This is a genomic window from bacterium (assembly GCA_041648665.1).
Classification (GTDB): domain Bacteria; phylum UBA10199; class UBA10199; order 2-02-FULL-44-16; family JAAZCA01; genus JAFGMW01.
In genome coordinates this window covers 97,826-121,934 of record JBAZOP010000002.1, presented here as the reverse complement: position 1 = coordinate 121,934, position 24,109 = coordinate 97,826, and the positions used below count along the sequence as shown (strand labels likewise).

Annotated in this window: 36 protein-coding genes; 33 read left to right on the top strand and 3 right to left on the bottom strand. The window is 66.6% G+C overall.

All coding sequences use genetic code 11. The features are described 5' to 3' along the window. Positions 1 to 3 precede the first annotated feature (3 nt). The 29 genes from WC683_01790 (at position 4) to WC683_01650 (ending at position 17,419) form a co-directional block, all read left to right on the top strand. Positions 4 to 303 carry a hypothetical protein gene (locus WC683_01790; protein ID MFA4971314.1) on the top strand — a complete coding sequence of 100 codons (300 nt, stop codon included), beginning with the start codon at positions 4 to 6 and terminating at the stop codon, positions 301 to 303. Beyond that, the gene (locus tag WC683_01785; protein MFA4971313.1) at positions 300 to 692 is read left to right on the top strand and encodes a hypothetical protein; all 393 of its coding nucleotides are present in this window, start codon (positions 300 to 302) and stop codon (positions 690 to 692) included. Before WC683_01790 ends, WC683_01785 begins: the two co-directional genes overlap by 4 nt. Next, complete coding sequence (locus WC683_01780) at positions 689 to 904, top strand: hypothetical protein (protein ID MFA4971312.1); 216 nt, start codon at positions 689 to 691, stop codon at positions 902 to 904. The genes WC683_01785 and WC683_01780 overlap by 4 nt, the downstream gene beginning before the upstream one ends. 3 nt (positions 905 to 907) lie before the next feature. Continuing rightward, positions 908 to 1,285, top strand: a complete 378-nt coding sequence (locus WC683_01775) for a hypothetical protein (protein ID MFA4971311.1) — start codon at positions 908 to 910, stop codon at positions 1,283 to 1,285. After that, positions 1,286 to 1,735: a hypothetical protein gene (locus WC683_01770; GenBank protein MFA4971310.1), complete on the top strand. Its 450-nt coding sequence runs from the start codon at positions 1,286 to 1,288 to the stop codon at positions 1,733 to 1,735. It begins immediately after the preceding gene. After that, positions 1,696 to 2,025: a hypothetical protein gene (locus tag WC683_01765; protein ID MFA4971309.1), complete on the top strand. Its 330-nt coding sequence runs from the start codon at positions 1,696 to 1,698 to the stop codon at positions 2,023 to 2,025. Before WC683_01770 ends, WC683_01765 begins: the two co-directional genes overlap by 40 nt. Continuing rightward, positions 2,022 to 2,255 carry a hypothetical protein gene (locus WC683_01760; GenBank protein MFA4971308.1) on the top strand — a complete coding sequence of 78 codons (234 nt, stop codon included), beginning with the start codon at positions 2,022 to 2,024 and terminating at the stop codon, positions 2,253 to 2,255. The genes WC683_01765 and WC683_01760 overlap by 4 nt, the downstream gene beginning before the upstream one ends. Position 2,256: 1 nt before the next feature. Next, positions 2,257 to 2,427 carry a hypothetical protein gene (locus WC683_01755; GenBank protein ID MFA4971307.1) on the top strand — a complete coding sequence of 57 codons (171 nt, stop codon included), beginning with the start codon at positions 2,257 to 2,259 and terminating at the stop codon, positions 2,425 to 2,427. Then, entirely contained in the window at positions 2,408 to 2,971 is a 564-nt protein-coding gene (locus WC683_01750) for a hypothetical protein (protein MFA4971306.1), read from the top strand. Before WC683_01755 ends, WC683_01750 begins: the two co-directional genes overlap by 20 nt. Next, positions 2,968 to 3,666, top strand: a complete 699-nt coding sequence (locus tag WC683_01745; GenBank protein MFA4971305.1) for a hypothetical protein — start codon at positions 2,968 to 2,970, stop codon at positions 3,664 to 3,666. Before WC683_01750 ends, WC683_01745 begins: the two co-directional genes overlap by 4 nt. Next, positions 3,663 to 4,061, top strand: a complete 399-nt coding sequence (locus WC683_01740) for a hypothetical protein (protein ID MFA4971304.1) — start codon at positions 3,663 to 3,665, stop codon at positions 4,059 to 4,061. Before WC683_01745 ends, WC683_01740 begins: the two co-directional genes overlap by 4 nt. Positions 4,062 to 4,176: 115 nt before the next feature. Further along, positions 4,177 to 4,962 carry a hypothetical protein gene (locus tag WC683_01735; protein ID MFA4971303.1) on the top strand — a complete coding sequence of 262 codons (786 nt, stop codon included), beginning with the start codon at positions 4,177 to 4,179 and terminating at the stop codon, positions 4,960 to 4,962. 27 nt (positions 4,963 to 4,989) lie between these two features. Further along, positions 4,990 to 5,169, top strand: a complete 180-nt coding sequence (locus WC683_01730) for a hypothetical protein (protein MFA4971302.1) — start codon at positions 4,990 to 4,992, stop codon at positions 5,167 to 5,169. Between the two features lie 80 nt (positions 5,170 to 5,249). Continuing rightward, positions 5,250 to 5,945, top strand: coding sequence for a hypothetical protein (locus WC683_01725; protein ID MFA4971301.1), 696 nt, complete (start codon positions 5,250 to 5,252; stop codon positions 5,943 to 5,945). Positions 5,946 to 6,117: 172 nt separating this feature from the next. Next, positions 6,118 to 6,582, top strand: coding sequence for a hypothetical protein (locus tag WC683_01720; GenBank protein ID MFA4971300.1), 465 nt, complete (start codon positions 6,118 to 6,120; stop codon positions 6,580 to 6,582). Between the two features lie 98 nt (positions 6,583 to 6,680). Beyond that, positions 6,681 to 9,854: a hypothetical protein gene (locus WC683_01715; protein MFA4971299.1), complete on the top strand. Its 3,174-nt coding sequence runs from the start codon at positions 6,681 to 6,683 to the stop codon at positions 9,852 to 9,854. Between the two features lie 41 nt (positions 9,855 to 9,895). Continuing rightward, positions 9,896 to 10,378 carry a hypothetical protein gene (locus WC683_01710; GenBank protein ID MFA4971298.1) on the top strand — a complete coding sequence of 161 codons (483 nt, stop codon included), beginning with the start codon at positions 9,896 to 9,898 and terminating at the stop codon, positions 10,376 to 10,378. A gap of 20 nt (positions 10,379 to 10,398) precedes the next feature. After that, complete coding sequence (locus WC683_01705; protein MFA4971297.1) at positions 10,399 to 10,932, top strand: phage tail protein; 534 nt, start codon at positions 10,399 to 10,401, stop codon at positions 10,930 to 10,932. A gap of 27 nt (positions 10,933 to 10,959) precedes the next feature. Further along, positions 10,960 to 11,544: a phage tail protein gene (locus WC683_01700; protein ID MFA4971296.1), complete on the top strand. Its 585-nt coding sequence runs from the start codon at positions 10,960 to 10,962 to the stop codon at positions 11,542 to 11,544. A gap of 3 nt (positions 11,545 to 11,547) precedes the next feature. Further along, positions 11,548 to 12,027, top strand: a complete 480-nt coding sequence (locus WC683_01695; protein ID MFA4971295.1) for a hypothetical protein — start codon at positions 11,548 to 11,550, stop codon at positions 12,025 to 12,027. 12 nt (positions 12,028 to 12,039) lie between these two features. Next, entirely contained in the window at positions 12,040 to 12,507 is a 468-nt protein-coding gene (locus tag WC683_01690; protein ID MFA4971294.1) for a hypothetical protein, read from the top strand. A gap of 10 nt (positions 12,508 to 12,517) precedes the next feature. Beyond that, positions 12,518 to 13,354: a hypothetical protein gene (locus tag WC683_01685; GenBank protein ID MFA4971293.1), complete on the top strand. Its 837-nt coding sequence runs from the start codon at positions 12,518 to 12,520 to the stop codon at positions 13,352 to 13,354. A 41-nt stretch (positions 13,355 to 13,395) separates the two neighbouring features. After that, the gene (locus WC683_01680; GenBank protein MFA4971292.1) at positions 13,396 to 14,310 is read left to right on the top strand and encodes a hypothetical protein; all 915 of its coding nucleotides are present in this window, start codon (positions 13,396 to 13,398) and stop codon (positions 14,308 to 14,310) included. Positions 14,311 to 14,314: 4 nt separating this feature from the next. Then, positions 14,315 to 14,620 (top strand): hypothetical protein, encoded by a 306-nt coding sequence (locus WC683_01675; protein ID MFA4971291.1) that lies wholly within the window; start codon positions 14,315 to 14,317, stop codon positions 14,618 to 14,620. 112 nt (positions 14,621 to 14,732) lie between these two features. Beyond that, the gene (locus tag WC683_01670; GenBank protein MFA4971290.1) at positions 14,733 to 15,053 is read left to right on the top strand and encodes a hypothetical protein; all 321 of its coding nucleotides are present in this window, start codon (positions 14,733 to 14,735) and stop codon (positions 15,051 to 15,053) included. Then, a complete protein-coding gene (locus tag WC683_01665; GenBank protein ID MFA4971289.1) occupies positions 15,050 to 15,730 on the top strand; it encodes an N-acetylmuramoyl-L-alanine amidase in 681 nt (226 codons plus the stop codon). The genes WC683_01670 and WC683_01665 overlap by 4 nt, the downstream gene beginning before the upstream one ends. After that, positions 15,727 to 16,083, top strand: a complete 357-nt coding sequence (locus tag WC683_01660; protein ID MFA4971288.1) for a hypothetical protein — start codon at positions 15,727 to 15,729, stop codon at positions 16,081 to 16,083. The genes WC683_01665 and WC683_01660 overlap by 4 nt, the downstream gene beginning before the upstream one ends. A 165-nt stretch (positions 16,084 to 16,248) precedes the next feature. Further along, complete coding sequence (locus WC683_01655) at positions 16,249 to 16,992, top strand: hypothetical protein (GenBank protein ID MFA4971287.1); 744 nt, start codon at positions 16,249 to 16,251, stop codon at positions 16,990 to 16,992. A gap of 22 nt (positions 16,993 to 17,014) precedes the next feature. Further along, a complete protein-coding gene (locus WC683_01650) occupies positions 17,015 to 17,419 on the top strand; it encodes a hypothetical protein (GenBank protein MFA4971286.1) in 405 nt (134 codons plus the stop codon). A gap of 3 nt (positions 17,420 to 17,422) precedes the next feature. On the opposite strand, the gene WC683_01645 is transcribed toward WC683_01650, so the two are convergent. The 3 genes from WC683_01645 to WC683_01635 form a co-directional block, all read right to left on the bottom strand. Next, positions 17,423 to 17,644, bottom strand: a complete 222-nt coding sequence (locus WC683_01645; GenBank protein MFA4971285.1) for a hypothetical protein — start codon at positions 17,642 to 17,644, stop codon at positions 17,423 to 17,425. A gap of 71 nt (positions 17,645 to 17,715) precedes the next feature. Beyond that, positions 17,716 to 18,504, bottom strand: coding sequence for a hypothetical protein (locus WC683_01640; protein ID MFA4971284.1), 789 nt, complete (start codon positions 18,502 to 18,504; stop codon positions 17,716 to 17,718). 77 nt (positions 18,505 to 18,581) lie between these two features. Then, positions 18,582 to 18,719 (bottom strand): hypothetical protein, encoded by a 138-nt coding sequence (locus WC683_01635; protein ID MFA4971283.1) that lies wholly within the window; start codon positions 18,717 to 18,719, stop codon positions 18,582 to 18,584. Between the two features lie 154 nt (positions 18,720 to 18,873). Between WC683_01635 and WC683_01630 the strand changes: the two genes are divergently transcribed. Genes WC683_01630 through WC683_01615 form a run of 4 tightly spaced genes read left to right on the top strand, consistent with a single transcriptional unit; the run spans position 18,874 to position 24,106 of the window. Beyond that, positions 18,874 to 19,068, top strand: coding sequence for a hypothetical protein (locus WC683_01630; GenBank protein MFA4971282.1), 195 nt, complete (start codon positions 18,874 to 18,876; stop codon positions 19,066 to 19,068). Then, complete coding sequence (locus WC683_01625) at positions 19,065 to 19,922, top strand: hypothetical protein (protein MFA4971281.1); 858 nt, start codon at positions 19,065 to 19,067, stop codon at positions 19,920 to 19,922. Before WC683_01630 ends, WC683_01625 begins: the two co-directional genes overlap by 4 nt. A gap of 17 nt (positions 19,923 to 19,939) precedes the next feature. Continuing rightward, entirely contained in the window at positions 19,940 to 20,110 is a 171-nt protein-coding gene (locus tag WC683_01620) for a hypothetical protein (protein MFA4971280.1), read from the top strand. Positions 20,111 to 20,143: 33 nt separating this feature from the next. Further along, the gene (locus WC683_01615) at positions 20,144 to 24,106 is read left to right on the top strand and encodes a hypothetical protein (GenBank protein ID MFA4971279.1); all 3,963 of its coding nucleotides are present in this window, start codon (positions 20,144 to 20,146) and stop codon (positions 24,104 to 24,106) included. Positions 24,107 to 24,109 lie beyond the last annotated feature (3 nt).

Here is a 24,109-nt window from a genome sequence, read left to right as displayed (position 1 = left end):
GAGATGCTGTACGGAGTTGAGAAATCAACGGACCTGCGCAACCCGCAGACGGTCGTCAAAAAATTCCTGAGTCGCAAGGAACTGCTGCAGTGGATGGATCAGCGCAGCGGCGAGTACACGCACGCCGACCCCGAGGCGGCCCAGAACTGGCATCACACGTTCCGGAGCGGGTACGAGCTGCGCGGGCGGATCAACCGCAAGGACCGGATCTTCGACAACCACGGATCCTCGACGTACCCGCAGGGGCGCGCGGACAACGAGGCGGACTACCTCGTGCGGTACGGGACGGAGGTGCGCCGATGAGCGGGGGCCACTTTGGCGACACGCCTTACTACCTGATCGCCGACGAGATCGAGCAGGTGATCGCGGAGAACGACTCGACGGAGGTGAACCGGTACGGGGATCACAAGGGGCGCCACTATCCGGCGGAGGTCCTCGCGCGGTTCAGGGAGGGCGTGGCGTGCCTTCGCTGCGCACACGTGTTCGTCCGGCGCATCGACTATCTGCTGTCGAGCGACGATGGCCCCGAGCAGTTCCTCGAACGGCTGAAAGAGGATCTGGACGTGGTGCTGCGTGGCACGGTGAGCGAGGTACTTGGGGATCTTTCCGCCAAGATCAACGACGGCCGGTACAGCGACGAGCACATCGGGCGACTGGTCCGAGCCGCCCTCGCGGGGAAGGATAGACCGTGAGCTGCACATGTCAGGAGTGCGGGCATCGCTATCGGGTGGACATCGACCTGCCCGATGTGCTGTGGGATCGCATCCGGCCCGCGGGCAAGGAACCTGGCGCGGGGATGCTGTGTGGCGCATGCATCGTGCAGCGCATCGAGGGGTTGGGCGAGTACGGTGTGCTGCGAATTATAGCAGCGGAAGGTGTTGCCGACTTTGCGGGGAAGGAGTGAGAGATGAGCGAAAAAATGAGTCCAATCAGGTGCGAATGCATCATGTCCGCAGACGAGGTGGATCGGATGGACGAGGAACGTGCCTCGCTCCGTGCCGAGGTCGAGCGGATGAAGGCTCGGGTGGTCGAGTTGGAGGACAATCTCAGCATCACCGCCGGGAAGGCCAGCACAACGCGGGAAAAGGTCGAGCGGCTGACAGCTGCACTAAACCATATTGTCGCAACCTGGACGGACATGGATCAGAAAGTGGTGGACAGATACGCGCCGAGCAAGGGCCTGGCAATGCTGGATTCGCCATGCGATGATCCCGACTGGAACTACGCGATGGGAAAAAAGAAGGCGATCAGCATCGCCAGCGTCGCCCTCGCAGTGGAGAAGTGAGTGATGCACATACTGCATCACGGGACATCTGCGGAGGCGGCCGATCTGATCCTGCGGGATGGCTTTCGGGCCGGCACCTACTTCACCGCCCAGTTCGACTCGGCGGTGCTGATGGGTGGCAACTACGTGTTCAGCGTAGTACTGGATGGCGAGGCGCCACGCTGCTGGGAGTGGATCTGCCCGGAGCCCGTGCCCCCCGAGCGCATCCTGGCGCTGCGCACGGTGGCGATCCAGTTGCTGCACTACCAGCCTGCCGCGCAGGCTCTGCTGCGCCGGGAAGGCAAGGTGCGCCCGTGCTCGCGCTGCGACGCCCACGGGGAGCTGGGCTACCCGGACGATGGCCACCACCTGCTGCCGGGCGGGAGCGCGTGGGGCAACCGGCCGATCACGGTGTGCCCGGATTGCCGAGGATGGGGGGATCTGGCGCACCCCAACTTACAGGAGGGATGAAGATGCGGACGATCGCGTGGATTTTCGGGGCGCTGCTGCTCGGGTGTGCCCCCGAGGCCGCGGACGTGTCGGCGCTGGCCTCTGGGGACGCGCGCGCAGCGGATCTGGCTGAGGCCCGGGCGGACTGCTTCTACCCAGTGGCCCCCTGTGTGGGCGGATCGGGGGACTGCCCGGCGCGGCTGTCGGCGCGCCAGCGGGATCTGCTGGTGATGCGGTACCTCGTGTCGGGGCAGTGTGCGCGGCTCGTCACGGAGGCGGACAGGGCGCGGATAGGAAGGAGGGCTCCATGAAGGTGCGCCGGTGGGTGACGATCGACCACGAGGTGGAGGTGGAGGTGGGGCCCGAGGATGTCGCGCAGATCCTGGCGGAGCCGGGGGCGCGCGAAGCTCCCGCGCGCATGGCCGTGCATGCGATCCAGGTGCTCCGCGCGGTGGCCCCGGCGGCGCTGAACACGTCGGAGCGGCGCACGATCGCGGGCGCGCTCCGGGAACAGGCGGATCGGTTCGAGCAGGAGGGCTGATGTGCGGGACGACGGGCGCGCTTGCGGGGCCTGCGGCAAGTGCCGCGCCCTGGATGATGCCCGGGCCGAGCTGGCGCGGAAGGCCCGCGAGGCCCAGCGCCAGATCGTCGATCCCAGCGAACACGTGTGCGCTCAAAGGAACAAGAGGAAGCATGGAAGCCAAAGTGACTGATGCAGAGATCCTGGCCGCCTACTATCGGCGCTGGGGGGACGGCGATGAGGGGCCCGACCACCAGGCGGAGATCGTTGCGGCGGTGCGGCGGTGCTGGCGTGCCACGACACGGGACAGCCGGTTGGCCGCGTTTGAGGACTGGGGGGATCCGAGCGATGCCGTTCGCTATTGGATGCTGCGGCGGGGACGCGCGGGGAAGACCCCGAAGCGGAAGAGACGGGAGCTGAAGGGCGCGGCCCTCCAGCACCGATGGGAGTCGTCGCGCGAGGCGCGCCTGCGCGAGCTACAGAGGCGCATCGATGATCTCCGCCGCGAGCAGGATCTGCTGATCCGGGAGCACAGCGGGGAGGGCTGCATGGCGCTGGTGCAGGGGATCGCGCCCAACAAGTGCCCCCACTTCTCGTGGGCCCCAGCGCGGGGGAGCACCTGCGCGCACCAGCCGGTGCCGCGCGGGCCGCGGTCCGGTGATCCTGTCGTGTGCAAGCCGGCGTGGGAAGAACTGCGCCAGCGCGGGCTGGTTGAGGATGAGGGAGGAATGCCATGAGCGACGAGATCAACTTCATCCAGGTGATCACCCCGCCAAACGAGTGCGCCCGGCACGGGAAGGACCACATGCTCGTCGCGCTGCACAAGCGCAGCAACGTCCCGCACGTGAACGGGGTGCCGATGGGCGAAGGCGATCCGTACTACGCCTGCGAGGCGTGCCTGCTGGGGCAGATCGATCAACTGCGGGAACGCCTCCGGACGACGGCGCAGATCCTGATCGGGGCGGTGGGGGCCGAGGGTCCGATGGACGCCGAGGACGCGGCACGGCGGGCGGTAGCAGAGGTAGACCGGCTTGATAGATGGAAGGGGGAGGCGCTGCGAGTCGAACGCGAGTGGAATATACAGGCGCTTGCCAAGATGCTTGGCGCCGCACCTGGAGACCATTGCCGACGGTTTATTGGTAAGATGGTGCCGCAGTTGATCCGCGAGCGCGACGAGGCGCTGGCCGAGAACGAGCGGCTGAGAAAAACGCTAACCGTGATCGAGTGCGAAACCAAGTGTGAAGACGCAGCGGGATGGGCCCGCGCCGCCCTCGCGGGGAAGGGGGAGGAGGGCGAGCCGTGCTTCGTCCCAGCTGGGCGCGTCGAAGCCGTGGGCATTGCTCGCAATTGCGCAGGCACGGGCTGGTACCGGTGCGCGGAGTGTGCCCAGTACGACGCGGCGGCGGCCGAAGCGGTATGGAGGTCGAGATGAGCGCAGAGCAACGACCGTGCCGAGGATTGAAGCCCTGGAAATACGGCAGGTTAGCCGCGTCTCAAGCCGGCGAGGAAAGCCGGAAGGCGCGTGAGGAAAGTCTGGAGCGGGTCCAGGAAAGTCGTCAGGCGAAGCGCATCGCCGAACTGGAGGCCGAGGTTGCCCGCCTGACCGCCGAACGCGACGAGGCGCTGAAAAGTGAGAGTGACCTTGAAGCCGCCTCGTTCGAAGACGCCGGGCAACTGCGGGCCGAGGTCGAGCGGTTGATGGTGGCGCTGCGCGAGGTGAACGCGCACGCGCACGCGGCGGTCGTGCAGTCCATCGAGACGGACGACCAGATCATCATCGGGCACCTGCGGGATATCGAGGAGCTGTCCCGCGCCGCCCTCAAGTAGAGTCGCCAGCAGCGCGCCCCCGTGCTATCCTGGGGGCATGCAGCGTGTCCGCTACCGCCGCCCCCCGCTGGCTACGATGTCCACGGCGCCCGCGGTCTACCCGCTACGGGAGACGGTGGAGACCTACAACCGGGTGGTGGCGCACCTGCCCGAGCGCGTGGATCGGGGGCGCTACCTCTTCCTGCTGTCCCTGGCCGGCTTCCTGCGCGATCGCCTGCGGGCGCACGCGCCCGAGGTGCACCTCAACGGCACGGACCAGCGCTACGCGGAGGACCTGCGCATCGCCCTGGTGCAGGGCGGTGACCAGGACGAGGACGCGGTGGCGATCTACTTCGCCCACCAGACGGCCGTGCTGGCGGAGGGGCAGGCGCCCCGGAGCGCCCTCTACGTGCGGCCGCACTCGGCGTCGCCCGGCTGGGTGAGCGTGCTGACGCGCTGGGGGCCCTGGCCTGCGGAGCTGCTGCCGGTGCAGCTGGCGCCCAATGACGCCCGGGTGATCCTGCGGACGGCGCGTCCCGACGAGATCCAGGCGTTGACGCGCCGGATCCAGGGCCAGCGCGAGCGCATCCTGGCGGAGCTGCTGGAGGCGGGGGCGAAGAGCCCCAAGCTGGAGCGCACGGTGGGCGGCCAGCGCATCGAGGTGCAGCAGGACCTGGCCCATGCCGTGCTGCGCCGGGAGTTCGGCCTGGACGGCGACGCGCCCCGCGCGCACTGGCGGCCGGCCATCGTGGAGACGCTGAACGCCGTGCCGGATGCTCTCCGGCGCTTGGAGCGCTATGTGGAAACGGGGCGCGAGAACGTCTTCGTCTTGCCAGATGTCGAAGACCGGATTAGTATGGACCAGTTGCGCGCGGGTGCGCCCTTCATGGCGGAGCTGGCGCCCTTCGTACCGAGACGGTAGCGCAGAAGACACAGAGGAGGTTCTAGGATGCCGACGACACAGGATGAGAAGCTGCGGACGCTGAACCACTCGCTGGGGGCCATCGAGAACGAGCTGTTGCACCGGCGGCTGGCCTCCCGCGAGGCCGACCTGGACGATGCCGTGGACGTGATCAACGATCTCGCGGCCCAGGGCCACGTGGACATCTGCCCCTGCGAGGGCGAATAGCCCAGGGTTGCCCAGCAGCGAACACGTGTTCGCTAAGCCCATTGCGTGAAGGCTGCGGTGCGCATCGATAGGAACACGATATGACCATCCTCGGCACGCTGAACGCCCGGAGCTGGGATGCCGGCGTGCCGCTGACGCTGGGCGCGGAGGTGGCCACCTACGAGGTGGACGGTGACCTTCGCGGGGTCAACGTGCTGGCGGTCCCGGGCGTGCGCTCCGAGCTGGCCCACCTGGACGATCGGGTCCCCCTGCTGTACCTGGAGCCCGAGGATGCTTACCAGTCGTTCGTGCTGCCCTGCGTCACCTTCAAGATGACATCCATGACCCCGGCCTTTGATCGGCACCCGTGGTACCAGTGGGTGGCCCGGGCGCCCGCGAAGGGGGCCCAGAAAATCACGCTTCCCGATGGGACGGTGGGCTACGACCGCTACGAGAATCAGTGGCGGGGCACCCCGATGGACCTGGCCTACGATCTTCAGGTCATGGCGCGGCGTCGCCAGGAGGCTCACCTTATCCTGCACTACGTGTTGCGGCGCTGCCTGCCCCCCTGGTTCATCTTCCGGGTGATTGACAGCTTAGGCGATGTGCGAGAATATGACGCAGGAGAGATCAGCGTGTCGGAGACATCCGAACTTGCTGACATCGCAGACAGGACAGCGGCATGGACCATTTCTTTCACGGTACGCGCAGAAATCGACCTTCACGATCCCGTGGAGATGCCGGCCGTGCAACAGGTGGTGTCCGACGTGACCTACGCCAGGTACCGTCCGTCATGATGAATCCGCAACAGCTTCCAGAGGACATTGGAGAAGTGACGCCTGTGGAGAGGGGAGCGCTGGCGCGCACACGTGTGCGCGTGCAACTTTTGAGTTTGCAATGCCAGCGAGGTGGCCTGAAAACCTCGACGCCGGTGCGCACCGTTGCGCGCCAGAAAGATAGCAGGACTGCATGAGCTGGTACTACTACTCCGGTAGCGTTCCGACAGGGATCCCAGTGAGCCGCACCAAGTCCGTGGCTGTGGCGCCGCACACCAAGGTGGAGATCGTGGATATGACGCCTGCGGCGCAGGCTCTCCTGCGCCGGGGCGTGCTGCGGCGCACGGGGCGGCCCGCGGGGGCGCCCCTCCGCACCAACGTGGCGGTCACCGACCAGAAGGTGGCGGACGTGGTGCCGAAGTCCGCTCTGGCCCGGTACTTCGCGGAGAAGGGCGTCACGAAGTCCAAGGAGATGCCCCCCAAGAAGCCGGTGGGCAAGCCGGAGTTCACGGAGCACGAGCTGGCGGTGGTGGCGGGGGAAGCTGCTGCGGCGCCGGTCGCACATGGATCTGATGCGCCGGTGGAAGAAGCCGGCGCGGAGGCGGTGGATCACAAGGACGGCGAGCGGCGGGGCAGCAAGCGGCGGCGCCACTTCTGATCTAGCAAGGCCAGCGAGGTGGCCTGAAATCCTCGACGACTGAGGACCGGTCATGATGCACGCGAGAAAATTCTCCGAGCCGAACAAGGAGGCAATCCGTGTCTGAATTCACTTACCCGGGCGTCTACATCAAGGAGGTCTCCAGCGGACCCGGCCCGATCTCGGGCGTGACGACTTCCAACCTGGGCCTGATCGGCTTCACCACGCGGGGCGAGGTGGACTATCCGGTCCTGTGCACGTCGTTCACCGAGTTCGTCACCAAGTTCGGCAGCTTCACCGAGAAGGGGCTGCTGCCCACCATGGCGTACGCCTTCTTCCAGAATGGCGGCCAGCGCCTGTACGTGGTGCGCGCCACGCACGACGACGCGGACAACGCCTCCTGGGACTACGAGCTGGACGCCGTGGACGAGCAGCTGAGCGTGACCGCCGACCCGGCGGGCCACTACGAGCTGCAGGTCGACCACGTGCCGGTGACGCCCGGAACCGCGACGGTGACGTTCGAGAACGCCAACCCGGCGCTGGTGAACGCGTTCGCGGACGATGGCGCGGGCACCATGGTGCACGTCCTCGGCACGGGCACGGGCGGCGCGGGCAGCATCGACTACGACTCGGGCGAGATCACCATCGACCTGGCGGTGCCCGGAGAGTACACGGGCACGCCGCGGCGCATCCTGGCCGACTACACCTACCGCGTGCTGCGGTTCGAGATGCAGTGGCCGGGCCTCGTGGGCAACTACTTCCGCGTCCTGATCACGCCGGGCAGCGACGACTATCTCACCTCCTCGACAGCCAGCTGGTCGCGGTTCACGATCACCATCCAGGAGGATCTCAACCAGGATCCGACCGACCGCGCGTGGAGCACGCTGGAGACCTTCTCCGATGTCGTGTTCGACGACGAGACCAGCAAGAACTACATCGTGACCGTGATGAACGACGCCATCAACGGGTCGCAGTACGTCACCGTCACGGACTACGGCAACGCCCAGAACCCGCCTGAGCTGGCTGGTACCGCGTACCTCAACGAGAACCTTTACACCTACCAGCAGCACAGCGACGGGTCCTCGCTGGTCGTGCCAGACCCGTACGATGGCGTCTGGAAGGGCTGGCAGTACCAGCTCGCGCACGACGTGTTCCCGACCACGTTCGTGGCCGAGTTCCGCTTCATCGAGCACCTCACCCGCATCGGCACGGGCACCAACCCGATCACGGCGGTGCCCAACCTGACGTGGACCCCGGCGGCGCTGGTGGCGGGCAGCGTGCTGATCACCGCCAACCTCACGGGCGGCGGCCCTGGCAGCGTGCTGGTAGACGACGGCGCTGGAAACCTGACCTATGGCGGGTTCGGCGTCGGCACCATCACCTACACCACCGGCGCCATCGCGATCGACCTCACGCCAGCGGCTGACACATTCGTGGTGGACTCCGCGGTGCTGATCGATTGCACCTATGCGCAGCCCGTGACGGTGATCGACGATGGCAACGGCGTGCTGAGCATCGCCGACCCGGCCACGCTGACGCCTCCGGTGGTGGGATCCCCGACCAAGTTCGAGCTGAACACGTCGGGCACCAACACGATCGACTACGACACCGGCGAGATCGTGCTGACCTGGAAGATCGCGGGCGACCCCGCGGCCGGGCCGGCCGGCACGTTCACCACGGCCACGGCCGCATCGAAGACCTCGACGGCGGGGCCGTGGGTCCTCACTCCTGGCTGCAGCTTCGATCTCGACGCAAACGGCCTGGGCGCCCCCGCCACGATCACGTTCAACGCCACGCAGGGGTACCTCACCGAGTCGACGGTGTGGGGTGCGGGCCTCTTGCTGGATGGCCTGACGACGATCCTGGACATCGGCGGGACGCAGCGCACGGTGACGTTCACGCCGCCGCTGGGTGGCGTGTGGGCGGTTGCGGATGCGATCAACGCGGTCAACGCGCAGGTGCCCGGGGCGTTCGCGTCCCTGGACGGCGTCAACATGCGCGTCACGTCCGACGTGTGGGGGCTCAACTCCACCGTGGCCCACGTCGCTGGCGGGACGGCGGACGCGCTGCTGGATTGGCTTAACCCGCCCGTGAATGGCACCGGCGACGTGGACGACATCGAAGCGGTGCGCGCGGATGAATACGAGGCGCTGGTCGAGGCCGGGTTGCCCGGGGTCGTGGTGGTGGATGACAACGGCGACGGCACGCAGACCACCCGCACGCTGCTGACCGGGGCGACAGCCGAGCTGACCTTCTCCAACCCGGTGCCCGCGGGTACGCTCACCGCGTTGGGCATCACGGCGCCGCTGGACGTGTTCGGTGCCGATTCCCTCACGGGCGGCGAGCTGGCGGACTACTACGCCGAGCCGGATTCGTCCATCGAGGGTCTGCTGACCGGCGGCTTGGATGGATCCGCTACCGACAGCGACGACATCGTGAGCCCGCTGCTGGCGGCCGACATGCGCGGCCTGTACGCCTTCGGCAAGGTGGACGAGCTGATGCAGCTGGTGGCGGCCGACTTCCAGACCGACCCCTACGTCATCGACGCGCTGCTCACCTACGCTGAGCTGATGAAGGACAAGTTCGTCATCTGCGCGGTGCCGTTCGGCCTGGAGTACCAGGAGGCCGTGACCTGGAAGCGCTTCACGCTCAACCGCTACAGCTCCTTCGGCGCCATCTACTACCCGCACATCAAGGTGCGCGACCCGATCACCTCCACCGTGGTGGACGTGCCCCCGGGCGGCCACGTCGCGGGCGTGTACGCGCGCACGGACAGCAACAAGAACGTGGGCAAGGCGCCCGGCGGCATGGAGGACGGATCCCTGTCCTGGTCGCAGGGCCTGGAGTACACGCTCACGCAGGCCCAGGTGGGCTACTGCACCGAGAACAAGATCAACTGCCTCGTAGAGTGGCCCATCACTGGCCGCGTGGTCTGGGGCGTGCGCTCCCTGGACGTGGCCGGTGGCGAGTGGCCCTACATCCAGATGCGGCGGCTGTTCATGTTCGTCGAGAAGAGCGTGTTCAACGCCACCCACATCCACGTCTTCAAGAACAACGGGCCGCCGCTCTGGAACGCGATCACCACCCAGCTGACCAACTTCCTGTCCGGCCTCTACCAGGGCGGCTACTTCGCCGGCAGCACCCCCGAGGAGGCCTTCTTCGTGATCTGCAACCGGTCCAACAACCCGCAGAACACAGTCGACCAGGGCATCGTCTACTGCGACGTGGGCATCGCCTGCAACAAGCCGGCGGAATATATTTGTTTCCGGTTCAGCCAACGTTCGATTGGTTAGGCACATGACTGGAAGATGTGTAAATAGGTTCGAGGTGGAGCATGGCTGAGATCCGGCGCATCCCGCAGGTGATGGTCCACGAGATCGCGGCGGGCAACCAGCTCACGGGGGTGGCCCCCGACGGGACCGACAGCGAGGAGACGCTGTTCCGGGGCGGCTACCGGCGCTGGATGGCGTGCACGGTGGCGGGCCTGTTCCAGCTGCCGGTGGGCTTCGGGAACGGGTGGCGCCTGGAGCGGGTGGTGTGGAACCTGAACGGCGGCGGCAACATCACGATCAACTTGGTGGACCCGGACGGCGTGATCTACCAGTTGAACCAGGTGGCGGCGGCGTCGGGCGAGTACGTGTCGCGCGAGGGGGGCGGAATCCTGGTGCCGCCGGGATGGGCGATCCAGGTGACCTCGGCGGCAGTGATGGCGCCGGGCAACGGCCGGGTGGTCGTGTTCACGGGGCCGGGTTGGAGCCAGAACACGTTTGACATGGCGCCCATCCTGGGCGCGGAGAGCTACCCGCCCGGGCGGTAGCGCGAGCGAAGGAGAGTGACATGCGCGCGACGGTAGACGATCTCATGCAGGGCTTCCGGTTCCACGCTTCGGCGGTGAACGAGGATGGGACAGATCTGCTCCAGACGCCCGAGCGTGGGGCAAGCCTCGAACCGTTCGAGGGTGGCGGCCAGGCGGGCTTCCAGTCGGTGACCATCCCCGAGATCTCGCTGGAGGCGTCGGAGTACAGGGAGGGCACCTGGACCTGGACGCAGAAGTACGCGGGGCCTCCCACCGTGTCCGACTGCACGCTGATGCGGGGCGTGGCGAAGCGGGATATGGCGTTCTACGACTGGGTGATGCGGGCTGTCACTGGCGAGAAGTTCCGGTCTGACGTGACCATCTGGCACTACCAGCGCGCGGAAATGGCCGATGCAGCGCAATCTGCGCAGAGCACGGATTTCCGGCGCGTCGTGTGCCACAACTGCATCCCCATGCGCGTGAAGCCGTCCGCGGACTTCGACTCGATGTCTGGCGAGGTGTCGCTGGCCGAGGTGGACTTCGCCCTGGAGAAGGTCGAGCTGCTCAACTCCTAGTCCCCGGCGGGCGAGGAGGCGCCCAAGATGCCGAATCGTCACCCGCTGGAGGACCTCCTCCAAAGTCACCGCTTCTGGCTGCTGGACCTGGTGCCCTCGTCCACGTTCCCCTTCTTCGTGCTGGGGTCGCCCATCATGGGCTACCAGAGCATCACGATGCCCGAGCTGACGCTGGAGGTGGACGAGGTCAAGCAGGTCAACTCCATGTACAAAAAGTACGTGTACAGCGGGGGGAGCGTGGGCGCGATCACGCTGATGCGCGGCGCGCGCTGCTACGACGACACGTTCTACCAGTGGATCACGCGCGCGCTCCGCGGTATCGACATGGTGCCGCGCAACCTGCTGCTGATCCAGTTCACGAACATCAACACAAAGAACAAGGACGATTTGGAAGTTATGCTTCCGATTGCTATTGAGGCATGGGAATCATCGCAGTTTCTTCCAGGTAGAGTTTGGTTATTGTGGAACGCAATTCCGACCAGGTACAAGCCAGGGTCTGATATGGATGCCACCTCTGGCGAGGTCAGCATCATGGAACTCGATGTTCAAGTTGAAGCGTTCACCGAACTGCGGATCTTCTCTGCGAGAGAGGGATTAGCTGGGAGGTTCTAAATCATGAGGCACTTGATCGAGCAGTTGGACCGAGCGGTGAACGAGGGCTTCGCCTCGACGCTGCGCATCGCGGCCACGAAGGGGCTGCTGGACTTCATCTGGCACCCCCTGGACGGGGCACTGGAGATCGGCCTGGGGGGCGAGTGGTGGAACGGCCGGGGGCCGCTGCGGGAGCGCGAGGTGGCGGAGTTCCACCACCGGAAGGAGGGTGGAGACCCGGCGTACCGGCCGGTGCAGGTGCGGTGGGAGCGGCAGGGGGACGGCGTGCTGTTCCGCATCACGGGCGGCTTCCTGAGCGACGAGACGACGGTGGTCATTGGCGCGACCAAGGTTGTCAGCGAGGACATCGTTGCCGAGGCTGTTGGCACGCGGATGCTGTGCAACGAGTGTGGCGCGCGCTTTCGGAAGAAGCTGGGCAAGAGCACGTTCGAGGTGAAGTGTCCGAAGTGCGGTGGATACGATACCGAGCCAGACGAAGTTTAGGAGAGGTGTACCGTGGCGAAGACCGACAAGCAGAGTGGAATTTCCGAGATCGCGGAGAAGGCTTCCATGTTGAAGCGTGCTGGGCTCCCTACGGTTGCAGTCCTTCTTGTGGCGGCCATGGGGGTGCCAGGGTTCTGGGAATTCTTGGACGACACGGATGACAAGGCGGAGGCCAAGGCGGATGTGGCGTACCAGCTGCTGAAGGCGCGCATAGAGTCGATGTGCGAGCGCATGGAGCGGATGGATGCTGCGGAAACTGCATTGCGCGAGACGGTGAACGCGATGTTGCTCCAGCGTGCGTCTGTGAGCACGGGCTACATGCGGATGCCCATGGTGGCCGGGGCTGGCCAGGGGGGAGCGGTTCCTCCGGTGGTGGAGGTAGTGCCCGTGACTGCTGCGCCCATGCCAGCGCGCGCGGCTTCGTTGCCGAAGGATCTGGACCAGCTAGCGGCGCGTGCGCTACAAGAGGAAGCAGAGTAGGAGGGTCGCCATGAGGACGATGCAGGACGTGTTTGAGGGAATCGAGGGGGGGCCGCTGTTCGAGGTCGAGGGGGAGGAGGCGCTGGCGCTCCTCATGGAGGCGGACGGCGACATGCTGGCAGATCTCTTCGAGGAGGCGGACGCGGATCGGCTGGACTTCCTGGCGGACCTGCTGGAGGCGGCTGCGGATGGCCCGCTGACGGCGCAGCAGGAGCTGGCGCTGGAGGGGCTGGGCAGCTGGCTCAAGGGCAAGGCGGCGGCCGTCAAGAAGAAGCTGCCGCCCGGGACCAAGATGGTCTTCGGCAAGATCGTGAAGGTGGGCAAGGGGGTCGCGGGCGCGGCCAAGGCCGTGGGCAAGGCGGCCGTCACGGCCAAGCGGGGGGTGCAGGCGCACAGCTTCCGCTTCACACAGGCGGGCAAGCAGGCCCGGCAGGCGGCCAAGAAGGTGCGCGACGTGAAGGGGCGGGCCGCTGGCAAGGCGTCCTACGCGGCGGCCAAGGGGACCTACCAAGCGGCGTCCCGGGCAGGCGAGACGCACGCGTTCGCGTCCGGGCAGGCCGCGCGCGCGCAGGAGCGAGCGGGCAAGGGAGCCCGGGCGGCGTCGTACGGCCCGGGCGGCGCGGCGAAGGCGCCGGCCAAGAAGCGGGCTCCCCAGGCCGCTGCGGCGCCCGCGAAGGGCGCCCGGAAGGCCCCCGCTAAGAAGGGGGCGGCCCCGGGCAAGAAGAAGGGTGCGCCGGCCGTGGCGCCCAAGCGCGGGGCGGCGCCCAAGGGGAGGAGCAAGGGGAAGGCGCGGGTCCGCAAGGAGTCGATGGAGGACGTGTTCCGTGTGCTGGAGGAGCGCGCGTAGTAGATGGCGAACACGTGTTCGCTGAGAAAAAGGAGAAGCTGATGGGAACGTTGCGGCAGCTGGGGCAGCAGATCTGCGAAGCGGTAGGGAAGCGGCAGGGGCAGGTGTTGCCCACGGAGAACACGTCGTGGGGGTTCTTCGGGACAATGTCGAGCAGACTATCAGACGCTCCGTCTGGATCTGTACCTCCGGATGAGGCGTGGAACGGAGCGTTCCGGGTGTTCGTGCAGAAGTATCAGGGCATCCCATCCAAGGCCATCCGGGAGTTCCTGGATGGGAAGGGCGGCCGCCACTTCGCGGATGCCGTGATCGACGAGCTTCCGTCTGACAAGCCCATCGACAAGTTCAAGATCGACCGGGCTGTTCGAAGGGTGCTTGACAGCGCGCGGGACGGCAAGTGGATCGCCAAGGATCTGGCATCGCTGGCTGGCGTGCCAGCGCCAGAAGCGTCGCACGGGTCCCAGGCCGCACTGGCTAGCATCGTGAATGGGTTGGGCGATGCGTGGAAGGAGGTCGCGCTGCAGGAGGCCAAAAAGAACTGGAAGCAGCACGAGGCTGCCATGCACGCGCTGGAGGACAAGGCCCAGGCGTTGCTGGACGGCGTGCGGGCGTGGTTCAGCAACTCGGGCCGGGTGCCGACCTACCCGGTGAAGCACAGCGCGGGGAAGACCGTGCGCGTGACGATCCCAGAGGCGGCGGCGGCCGATCCCAAGCGGGCGCTGATGGAGGAGAGCCGGGAGGGGGCGCGGTTCTCGCTTGCGCTGTCCGAGCTGCAGCGGCACTGGCAGGAGATCCAGCATCTGCGGGCGCGCATCTACGGGGCTGGGACGCCGATGGATGCCAAGGACAAGCGCGAGCGCGAGGAGCTGAACAAGCAGCACGACGAGGAGGTGGACGCGCTGGAGGCCATGCTGAAGCAGGCCCAGAAGCTCTTCGCCTCCTGGAAAGCAGGGTGATGCCATGTCGGTGACGATGGAGCAGGTGTTCGAGGCGCTGGAGGAGGCGGGGGGCGCGGAGAAGCTCTGGAATGCGCTGCGGAAGGCCAAGCGCAGGACGGTCTCCAAGAAGGTCGGCGACGACACGTGGGAGTTCCAGGGCAAGAAGGGGCACTGGCGCACGGTGAACGGCAGCGAGATCTTCTTCCCGGACGACGGCGGGGAGCCACTTGGCATGCCGAAGGCCATGAAGAAGGCCCGGAAGAAGGACACCAGTCCGGAGGGGCTGCGGCGGGAGCTGAGCGCGAAGCGCAAGGCCGGGAAGATCTGACGTGGATGCGCGGACGGCAGTAGCGGCGGGCATTCTTGACCGCATCATGGAGGCGATCTTCGACCGCCGCCTGGCGGCCCGGGCGCGCCTGCCACAGCGGCCGTCCGACGGGGTGGCCCGGGCGACGGCGCGCTTCGCCTCGCGCCTGCGGGGGCCCAAGGGCAAGGAGGTGGGCGACCTGCGCGTGGTCGTCCTGGTGCCCCACGATCCGGCGGGGCCCGCAACGGCGACCGTGCGTTGGACGCGGGACGCCTACGGATTCTGGTTCGAGAAGGAGGGGAAGCTCGGGGCCGTGGAGGCGCCCGAGGATGCCGACCTCGTGGGCGTGGGCATGGTCCTGACGGCGGTCCAGTGGACGGCGGAGGGCAGCGTGCCGCTGCGGTCCATGGTCCGGGCGTTCCGGCGCATCCGGAAGGCAGGAGGTGTCATTTGAGCGAGCCATCGAACAACCTCATCGTGCGTGGCGAGCGCTTGCCGCTGCCACGGATCGTGCTGGAGGCGGGGGGCACGGCGCGCAACTGGAAGGACGACGGCGAGCCGCACCTGGCCAACGCCGAGCGCCTGAAGCTGCTGACCACCTTCGTGCTGCACGAGACGGCGGGCAACTCGGCGACGGGCTGCGCGGACACGATCCGGCGCCGCAAGCTGGGCATCCACCTCGTGCTGGGGAAGGACGGCGTGATCCACAACCACGCGGACTTGGCGACGGAGGTGTGCTGGCACGCGGGGCAGGTCAACAAGGTGTCGGTGGGCCTGGAGGTGGTGAACCCGTACCGGCCGGAGCTGGCGCGGGAGCCGCACGGCATCATCGTGTCGGCGCCGTGGTGGTGCTGGGTGCCCAAGGGGGCCAAGCGCCTCTACGTGACTCCGCTGCCGATCCAGCTGGCGGTGACGGTGGTCCTGGTGCCCTGGCTGTGCGACCACCTGGGGATCCCCGTGGTGTTCCCCACGCGCGACCTGGGGGCGCCCCAGCCGCGGATCCGGGGGTGGCGCAAGCCCCCACTGGGGTGGTCCGCGAAGCCGGGCCCTGGCATCGTGGCGCACCGCGACTTCGCTGGGCATGCAGATGGCCGCTACCTGCTGGACCATCTCATGGATGCGATCCCGTGAGCATGGCCCGCGAGAGCGAGCGCCTGCGGGCGCTCCTGGACGAGGTTCCCCCGGTCGCGGCAGCAAAGGAGCGCGCCCTCACGCGCACGGAGAGCCGGTTGCTGAGCTTCCTGCGCATGCGTGGGGAGCGCGCGGTGCGGGGGCGGCTGGTGTCCAGTTATAGGTTTGCAGCGCGCCCCACGCCGGCGGGACCCATGGCGATCACGATGCAGATCGAGGGGCGCCACGCCATGATGGTAGCCCAGCAGCTTGCCAAGATCTTCGCGATGGTGGAAGATGTTGATCGCGCGGATGCGCAGCGCACGGATCGCGGAGCGGAGGTGGCCCTGCGGCCACGGGAGCGAGGTCGGTGAAGGGTATCGTGGACATGCAGCAGGGAAAACGTCGGCGCCGTCGGCGGGACCCGCGCTTACGTCAGACCAGCGGGATTGTCCCGCTGCCCGTGTCGGTGAGCACCGGCGCGCCGCTGCCCGCGGTTTCGCCTACGGGATCCCCGTAGGGATCTGGAGGAATGGATCATGGGAAGCATGCGAGAGATCCTGGAGCAGGTCGAGGTGGAAGTGCTGATGGCCGAGGCCGACGAGCCGTGCAAGGCCAAGTACATCGACTCGGAGACGGGCCGGTTCAAGGGGGAGAAGGGGGAGCGCTTCCAGAGCTGCGTCGAGTTTATGCGCTGTAAGGGCGGCGTGGACGACCCGGAGGCGCTGTGCGCCAAGATCGCCCGGGCCAAGGGGGCGGCTCCGGGGGCGACGCAGGAGGAGATGGACGAGGCGCTGGGGCGCGGGTGTCCGCCTGGAATGAAGATGGTCTTCGGGAAGTGTGTGAAGGCCAGTGTGGTCGGTCACTTTGAACGGGGGCAAAAAAATACCTTGCTCAAAGTGAACAAGGCTCGGGAGAAAAAGAGGAAGGCAGAGAAGAAGACAGTTGCCCAGAGGCCCGGTGCTGCTGCGCCATCCGCTCCGGCGCGCGCCCCAATGGGGGTTCGCTTCGAGGACATCCTGCGCGAGCTGGATGGCGTGGACGAGGCGGTCAGCGCGGGCGTCGTGGGGCGGATGGCGGAGGCCATGCTGGGGGCGCCCAAGCTGGAGGTGCTGCTCACCCGGACCTTCGACGACGAGGGGCAGGCGCAGATGTTCGCGGGCATGATCCAGGGCCCGCTGGAGGCGCTGGTGGCCAAGGCGCTGGCGGCGGCCGGGGCCACGGTGTCGGCAGGGGTGCTCTCCAAGGGCGCGCGCGAGCTGAAGGGCGCGGCCCGCAGCTAGTGAACGAAAGGACGGTGCGACGATGTTGACGGAGAAGGCACGGCAGTTGCGGCAGCTCATGCGGGAGTCCACTCGGGAGCCCCGCCAGGAGTCCTTGGAGGAGGGCGCGCCCGCGTTCCGCACCAGCCAGGCGGAGGTGGAGCGCCTCCTGGAGGCGCTGCTGGGAGGGAGCCAGGTCAAGCCCCGCCTCCAGGCCGTGGTGGGCAAGGAGGGGGACGCGGGGGCCGTCCTGGCGGAGCTGCGGCAGGCGCTCTACCCCGTGATCGTGAACTGCCTCCAGCGGGTGGGCGGCAAGGTGAGCGGCGCCAGCGCCGCGTCCGTGCGGACCGCCCTGCGGGGCATGGCCCAGGCCGAGGAGGCGCCCGGGCCCGCCCCCGATCCCACCGTCGATCCAGCCGCCGATCCCGTGCTGTCTCCTGCGCAGTAGTGGTTACGCGGCGTGCCGCCGGCGGCTGCGGGCCCGGCCGGTGCGCGGGTAGCGGTCGAACAGGCATCCCGGCTCGTCCTCGTCGTAGAGGTCGCGCCAGCGCAGGTCGGGCGCCAGGCGCAGCGGGGGGGCCGCGCTGAGGGGCTCGTCGGGGCAGGCCGCCCAGATCTCGGCGTCGAGGTTGATCACCAGGGTCGTGTCGGTTCCCAAGTCGCTGCGGTCCATCTTTCTTCTCCTTCGCCCGGCCATGCCGGACCTCGCAGGTTCTGCCCAGGGGGAGGGGGGATCCTCCGCACCTACCGCGCCACGGCGATCGCCTGGTACAGCGTCTTCTGGAGCTGCTGCATCAGGTCGTCCGCCGACTTGACCTTTCGCGTGTCGCGCCGCTCCCAGGCGAACGTCAGGGCCACCGCGTCCCGAAGGGCATCGACCCGGTGGACGTTGGCCTGGCGGACCATGGCCAGGTTGCGCTCCGCGATCTCGGCCCGCTGCGTGGCGGCGGCGGCCCGGGCGTCGGCCTCCCCGTGCGCGACCGTGGCCAGCCGCGCGGCGGCATCGGACTGGGCGCAGCGCTCGGTGATGGTCTGGGCGGCCTCGGCCCGGATCGTGGCGATGCGCTCCGCGACGCCGGCCTCCGCGGTGGCGATCTGGGCAGCTGCGTCGGCCTGGGCGGCGGCGATGGCCCGGTCGCGCTCGGCGCAGATCTCGACGACGCGCGCCTCGTACCGCTCGTCCGCCCGGGCGTCCACGGCGATCAGGTTCTTGCGCATCTGCTCGCACTTGTCGCGGAGCTTCTGGATCTCGATGCGCTTGGCCCGCCACTCCTCGTCCAGGGCGCGCGCGTCGCGCTCGGCCTCGGCCAGCTGGAGCCGGGCCGCGAGGTCGGCGACCGCGGCCTTGTACCCCGTGGCGGCCCCCTCGGCGGAGGCCACGAGCACCTGCAGGGTCTCGCAGGTCGCCTCCAGCGCCAGCTTCTCCTGGAGCACGCGGCCGTAGTCGGCCAGGGCGTCGTCGCGGCGCTCCTCGGCCTCCTGCAGCTCCACGATCAGCCCGTCGATCGTCTTGGGGGTCTCGGTCTCGTTCATGGCTTCTCCTCCTGGTTGAACGGTGCGTGGCACCGTTGTGGGCACGATCATGCGCACACGTGTGCGCGTCCAGTTCCCTACGCTTTCACCAGCGTCACGGTGTAGCCGCGCGCGCCCAGCGCGAGCGCGAGCGCGCTGGCCCGGGCCTCCATCTCCGGGGAGCGGCCGTCGTAGGTGATCTGCATGACCCGGCGTCGGATGCGTTCGATCTTCATTGGATCCTCCTCGGTTGGCCTGGGCTTAGCGCCCGGCATCTTGGGACTATAATAATGCCTCCATTGCGTTTGTCAACCCTATGCCTGCACTTTTTTGGGGCCGGATGGTTGACCGCGTGCGCAGATCATGCGTAGACTGTGCGCAGGAGGTAGCATGTCGAGGCTCAATATGGAAATCCAAGAGGACGTGCTGGTGGAGTTCCGGGATCGCGCGGATCGCCTGGGGCGGTCGCTCTCGGACGTGGTGCGCGAGTTGATCGTCGGCTGGGTGCGGCAGGAGCGCCGCGCCGAAGCAGAGCTGCTGTCGCTGGATGCGCAGCGGGCACATAGAAAGGTGCAAGAGCAATGACGGATCAGGATCAGAAGGGCGAGCAGGGGGCGCCGGAGGCGCCGATCGTGCCGACCAAGGAGAAGCTGGCAGCGGTGCAGCAGGACTGGGATCGGTCCGATATCCGCCCCACCGTGCTGACGGTGGAGCTGCCGTGCGGCTACCTGGACCGGGAGGGGAGCGTGCACAGCGAGCTGGTGGTGGGCGAGATGACGGGGTACGAGGAGGACCTGCTGACGGCGAAGGGCCCGGTGCTTCAGCGGCTCAACCAGATCATCCTGAACTGCACGCACCGGCTTGGCAACATCGATGATCGGGCGGCGCTCAACGCAGCGGTGGCGGCGCTGACGGCCAGCGATCGCATGGTGGCCCTCCTGGCCATCCGGCGCGTGTCACTGGGCGACCAGTACGAGGTCAAGGTGCAGTGCCCCAGCCCGGAATGCCGCGACGAGGTGCGCTACACGCTGGACCTCGCGCAGGTCGAGATCCGGCCGATGCAGGATCGGACGCAGCGGGTGTGGGAGCACACGCTGTCCTCCGGGCGCGTGGTGCGCTGGCACGTCATGACCGCGGCGGACGAGGAGTGGCTGAGCGCGAAGGGCAAGCGCAAGGAGGACACGCTGACGCTGGGGCTGCTGACGCGCGTGGAGGCCATCGACGGCGTGCCCGTCGAGCGCGATCGGAAGCACAAGGAGGCCATGGCGTGCCTGAAGGGGCTCCCCACGCGGGACCGCAACGAGATCCGGGCCCTCTTCGAGCAGTACGAAGGCCACGTGGACACGGTAGTAGACTTTGCGTGTCCGTCGTGTCAGCATGAGTGGCGGGACGACTTGAACCTGGGGCAGCCCAGTTTTTTCTTCCCCTCGGCGCCCTAGCGGCGCAGGAGAGCGAGGTGTTCTTCCTCATGGAGCTGCAAGGTGGCACCTACGACAGCATCATGGGCATGCCATACAGCCGCCGCAAGCGGTTCGTGGAGCAGAAGGGGCGCCTCGAAGAGTCGCGGCGCTCCCAGGCGGAGCAGCAGGCGGCATCCGCGCGGCGGCATGCGCGCAGGCGAAGGTAGGAGCGCACACGTGTTCGCTGGTAGGAGGCATCGGTGAACCTGCTGGGCATCTCATGGGGCATGGGGGCGCGGGACGTGGGGATGAAGGCCGCCATGTCGTCGGCGCAGTCCAGCATGGACAAGCTCAACGACACGATGGAGACCCAGTCCAAGATCGCCAAGAAGTCGGACGTCCCGGGGTTCTTCGAGAGCATCAAGCAGTTCAACATCGCCTCCATCGCGTCGGATGTGCGCTCCCTGACGGGCGACACGGGCAACCTGACCAACAGCCTGGAGGCGATGGCCGTGGCCAACGCCAAGGCGGCCAAGCCGTTTGTGGCATCCCTGAACCTGACGGGCAAGGAAGCCCGGCGGATGACGGGCCAGATCTCGTCGATGGCGATCTCGCTGAACGTCGGCGCGGAGACGGTGGCGAAGGTGTTCAAGGGGATGAACCAGGCGACGGGGCCTGCCAAGGAGGCGCTGGACGCGCTGGGGTACTCGGCCAAGGACTGGGTGAAGATCACGGAGACGACCGGGATCGAGATGGACCAGCTGACCGACGCCATGGGCGGCCTGGGGGCGTGGTGGCAGGCCAGCGCGGCGGACGAGGTCAAGTACATCAATCGCTTGACCGACTTGGGACGCAAGGCGGGCGTGGGCGTGGAACCGCTCAAGAAGCTCAAGGGCAACCTGGAGGGCCTGGCCAAGACGTTCGAGAAGGTGCCCCCGGAGATGCGGCGTAGCGGCGACGAGATGATGGCGCTCACCGAGTCCACCGTGCGCCTCTCGGGCGCGTTCCGGTCCATGGGCAGCAGCGAGGAGGAGGCGGTCCAGTTGGGCCAGCAGACGGCCCAGATGTTCGCGGATCAGGCGGTTGCGATTGAGCGGGCGATGAAGTACGGCATCGGGTCCCTTGATGACTCTCCGCTGTTCCAATGGATGACCAAGCTGGGCGTGGGGATGGACGAGGCGGTGAACATCATCGAGGTGGGGTCGCGCGACGCGGTGAAGGGCACGCAGTTGCTCCAGGGGGTGTTCGATCGCTTCGGCACGGGTGGTGCGCAGCAGCAGGCCATGCTGTCTGAACTCAGCGGGGCGCTGGGCGAGGCGGCGAACGGGCTGGGGTACCTCGCGCAGCGCGGGGATTCTGGCGCCAAGGCGCTGGAGCGGGTCAGCAAGATCACGTCGGATGGCAAGTTCTCGCTGAAGGACTACGCCAACCAGGCGTTCAGCACGGGCCGCACGCTCCAGGAGTCGATGGACCTCATGAAGTCCAGCTTCGAGACCAAGTTCCGGGCTATCGCCCGCAAGGACGTGGTGCGGTTCGTGGGAGACATGGGGCGGGCCTACAACGAGGTGGCAGCGCAGACCAAGCAGCTGGCGTCGGACGAGACATGGGGGCCGCTGATCAAGCGGCTGTCGGCGGCGAACCAGCTGGGGTTCAGAGGGTTGATCATGGACTTGGAGGGGTCCAACAAGGAGATGGCCAAGTTCTCGGCCATCGTTGAGCTGGCAGGATCGGCGTTGGGGTCGGTGGCAACGTCGGCGGGGCCAGTCATGTCGTTGTTCGGCCAGTTGTCCATCCTGACTGGGCCGGGTGGATTGCTCACACGGGGACTGGGTGGATTCATTGGAAAGCTAGGACTCATCGGGTTAGTGATTGGCGGCGTCGTGGTCGGCATAAAGATGCTTTCCAAGAGGGGGATGGACCTGGGTAAGGTCTTTTCCAAAGCACTCGATTGGGTGGGAGGACTTGCGGGAAAGATCCGCGATTTTCTGGCCAAGATCGATTGGGCGCAGGTGGGAAAGAGCATCGGTAGCTTCGTGTGGAATGCACTCACGTTCATCCCCAAGGCCATCTGGGGGTGGATCACTGGCAAGGAAGCAGAAGGGGAGCTTGGGAAGGCTGGGACCAAGTTCATCGAGAACCTGGGGGGCGCCATCTGGGAGGCGGCCAAGGGCCTGGGCAAGATGCTGTGGGGGCTGGGCAAGGAGGTCGTGGACAGCGTTTCGGAGTGGTGGGACTCATGGACGTGGGAGGACGTGAAGGACAGCTTCTCCGGGATGGGCGACAGCATCAAGGGGTGGTGGGATGGGTTGCAGAAGGACCCCGAGTTCAGCGAGTTCAAACTCAACGTGAAGGAGGGGTTGCAGGACGCAGGATGGGCCATCGAAGACTGGTGGTACAACTTCAAGAATAACTTCGATGATGGGATGGAGCATGCGGTAAAAAAGTCGAAGTCTTTGGTAAAAGACATAAACCTGGAGGGTGCCGGGGAGGACGCTGGATCATCGCTGGTGAGTGGCATCGCCAACGGTATCCGCGCGTCTACGGCGGTGTCGCAGCAGATCGCGCTTCAGAGCGTAGAGTACCGCAAAGCGGCTTTGAATGAACTGGCGACGTTCGATTCGGCTGAATTGGATACATCGTGGGCAACGACCACGGCCAAATGGATTGGACGTGCTCGTGATAGCATCATGACCGCTGGAGAGGGAGCAATCCGGATCGCCGGAGTGAGCACAGTAGGGTTGACACAGACCATTGCTGGTATGTTTGGAAGCGGAATGGATCAGGCATCCCAGGAAGGCGATGTCTCGATCTCGCGGTACTTCTCCAACATGCTGGAGTCGATGCGCAACTACATCCACGGGTTCGCGCTGAAGGTGCAGAAGTTCATCCAGGAAGTGTCTGTTGGGTTGCAGGATATTGTATTGCAGTTGGCATATCCAGAGTACGCAGAGAAGAAGGGAAAAGAATTAGAAGCGAAACTTGCATCAGAGCGGGCCAAGGATATGCAAGACCGTCTTGCGCAGGTGAAGGAAGGGTTTGAAAAGCACAAGAAGAATTGGACAGCGATGGTGGAAGGGCAGGGGGTGGCTGCAACGGGCGCGCTGGAGGCGTTTGGCATCGGCACTGGCGCGGACATCGCGGGCGAGAAGAAGGGTAAGAAACAGGTCGAGCGTGAACAGAAGTGGATGGCTGGGTGGCAGGCGCAGGCGGACAAGTTGTCAGTGGCTGCTCACCAGGAAGCGGAAGCCAAGAAGGCCCTGTCGGGGTTGCAGGGGAAGGACATTACTACACCAGAAGGGCTATCGGCGCTGACGCAAGCCGAGACGGAGGCAGCGAAGGCGTCTGCCGTCTTGAAGGGGGTACAGGCGCAGATCACGAAGTCAGCCGGTGCTGCTGGCATCAAGGACGATGCGCTGACGGTCGGTGTGAAGAAGGCCATGGACTTGATCATCCGCCAGGAAGAGGTCCGGGCCGAGGCGAAGATCCAGATGGAGGAGGCCCAGCAGCGGTTGACCAACGTGGAATCGCAGGCGCAGCTTGCAGCGCAGGCTGCCGCGCAGAAGGTGAGCGAGGCGTTCGGGCAGGCAGCGGTGGGCGCGATGAATGCCGGTGCAGAAGTCAGCCTGGGGTTCGCCGGTGGCATGACTGAACAGCCGAGCATTGATGCGATGGTAAAGGGAGCGGATATCGCTGCGCAGACGGTGGCGGATCGCCTGACGTCACATTCTCCGATTCTGGACGGACCATTGGCAAACGTTGGAGCTGGAGGACCGGCTGATCCGGCGTTCAACGCTGGCATGGCGCTGATGGAGTCTTTCGCTAGCGGGATCACGACGAGCGTGGATCTGGTGACCCAGGCGGTGAACGACACCCTGGACGCCTCGGTGTACGCGACGTTCGACGCCTACAAGGCCAAGATGGAGGAGTTGGCGCGGAAGAAGAGCTTGCTGGCAGACGTGGCGAACATGATGATGCGCGACTTCGGCGGGTCGCTCCAGAGCACGGTGACGGTGGAGGGAAAAACCGAGGACGTGAAGGCCCAGATGCGCGCCATGCTGAACATCCCCGGGATGGCCGGGGTGACCATGGCCATCATCAACGAGAGCGCGAAGCAGCGCGCGATCCTGGACAAGATCCGCGCGAACACGGAAACCATCGCGAAGAGCGACCTCATCACCCGCGGCAAGGTTGGGTCGGGTGGAGAGGTTGTACTGGGAGGCTGATCA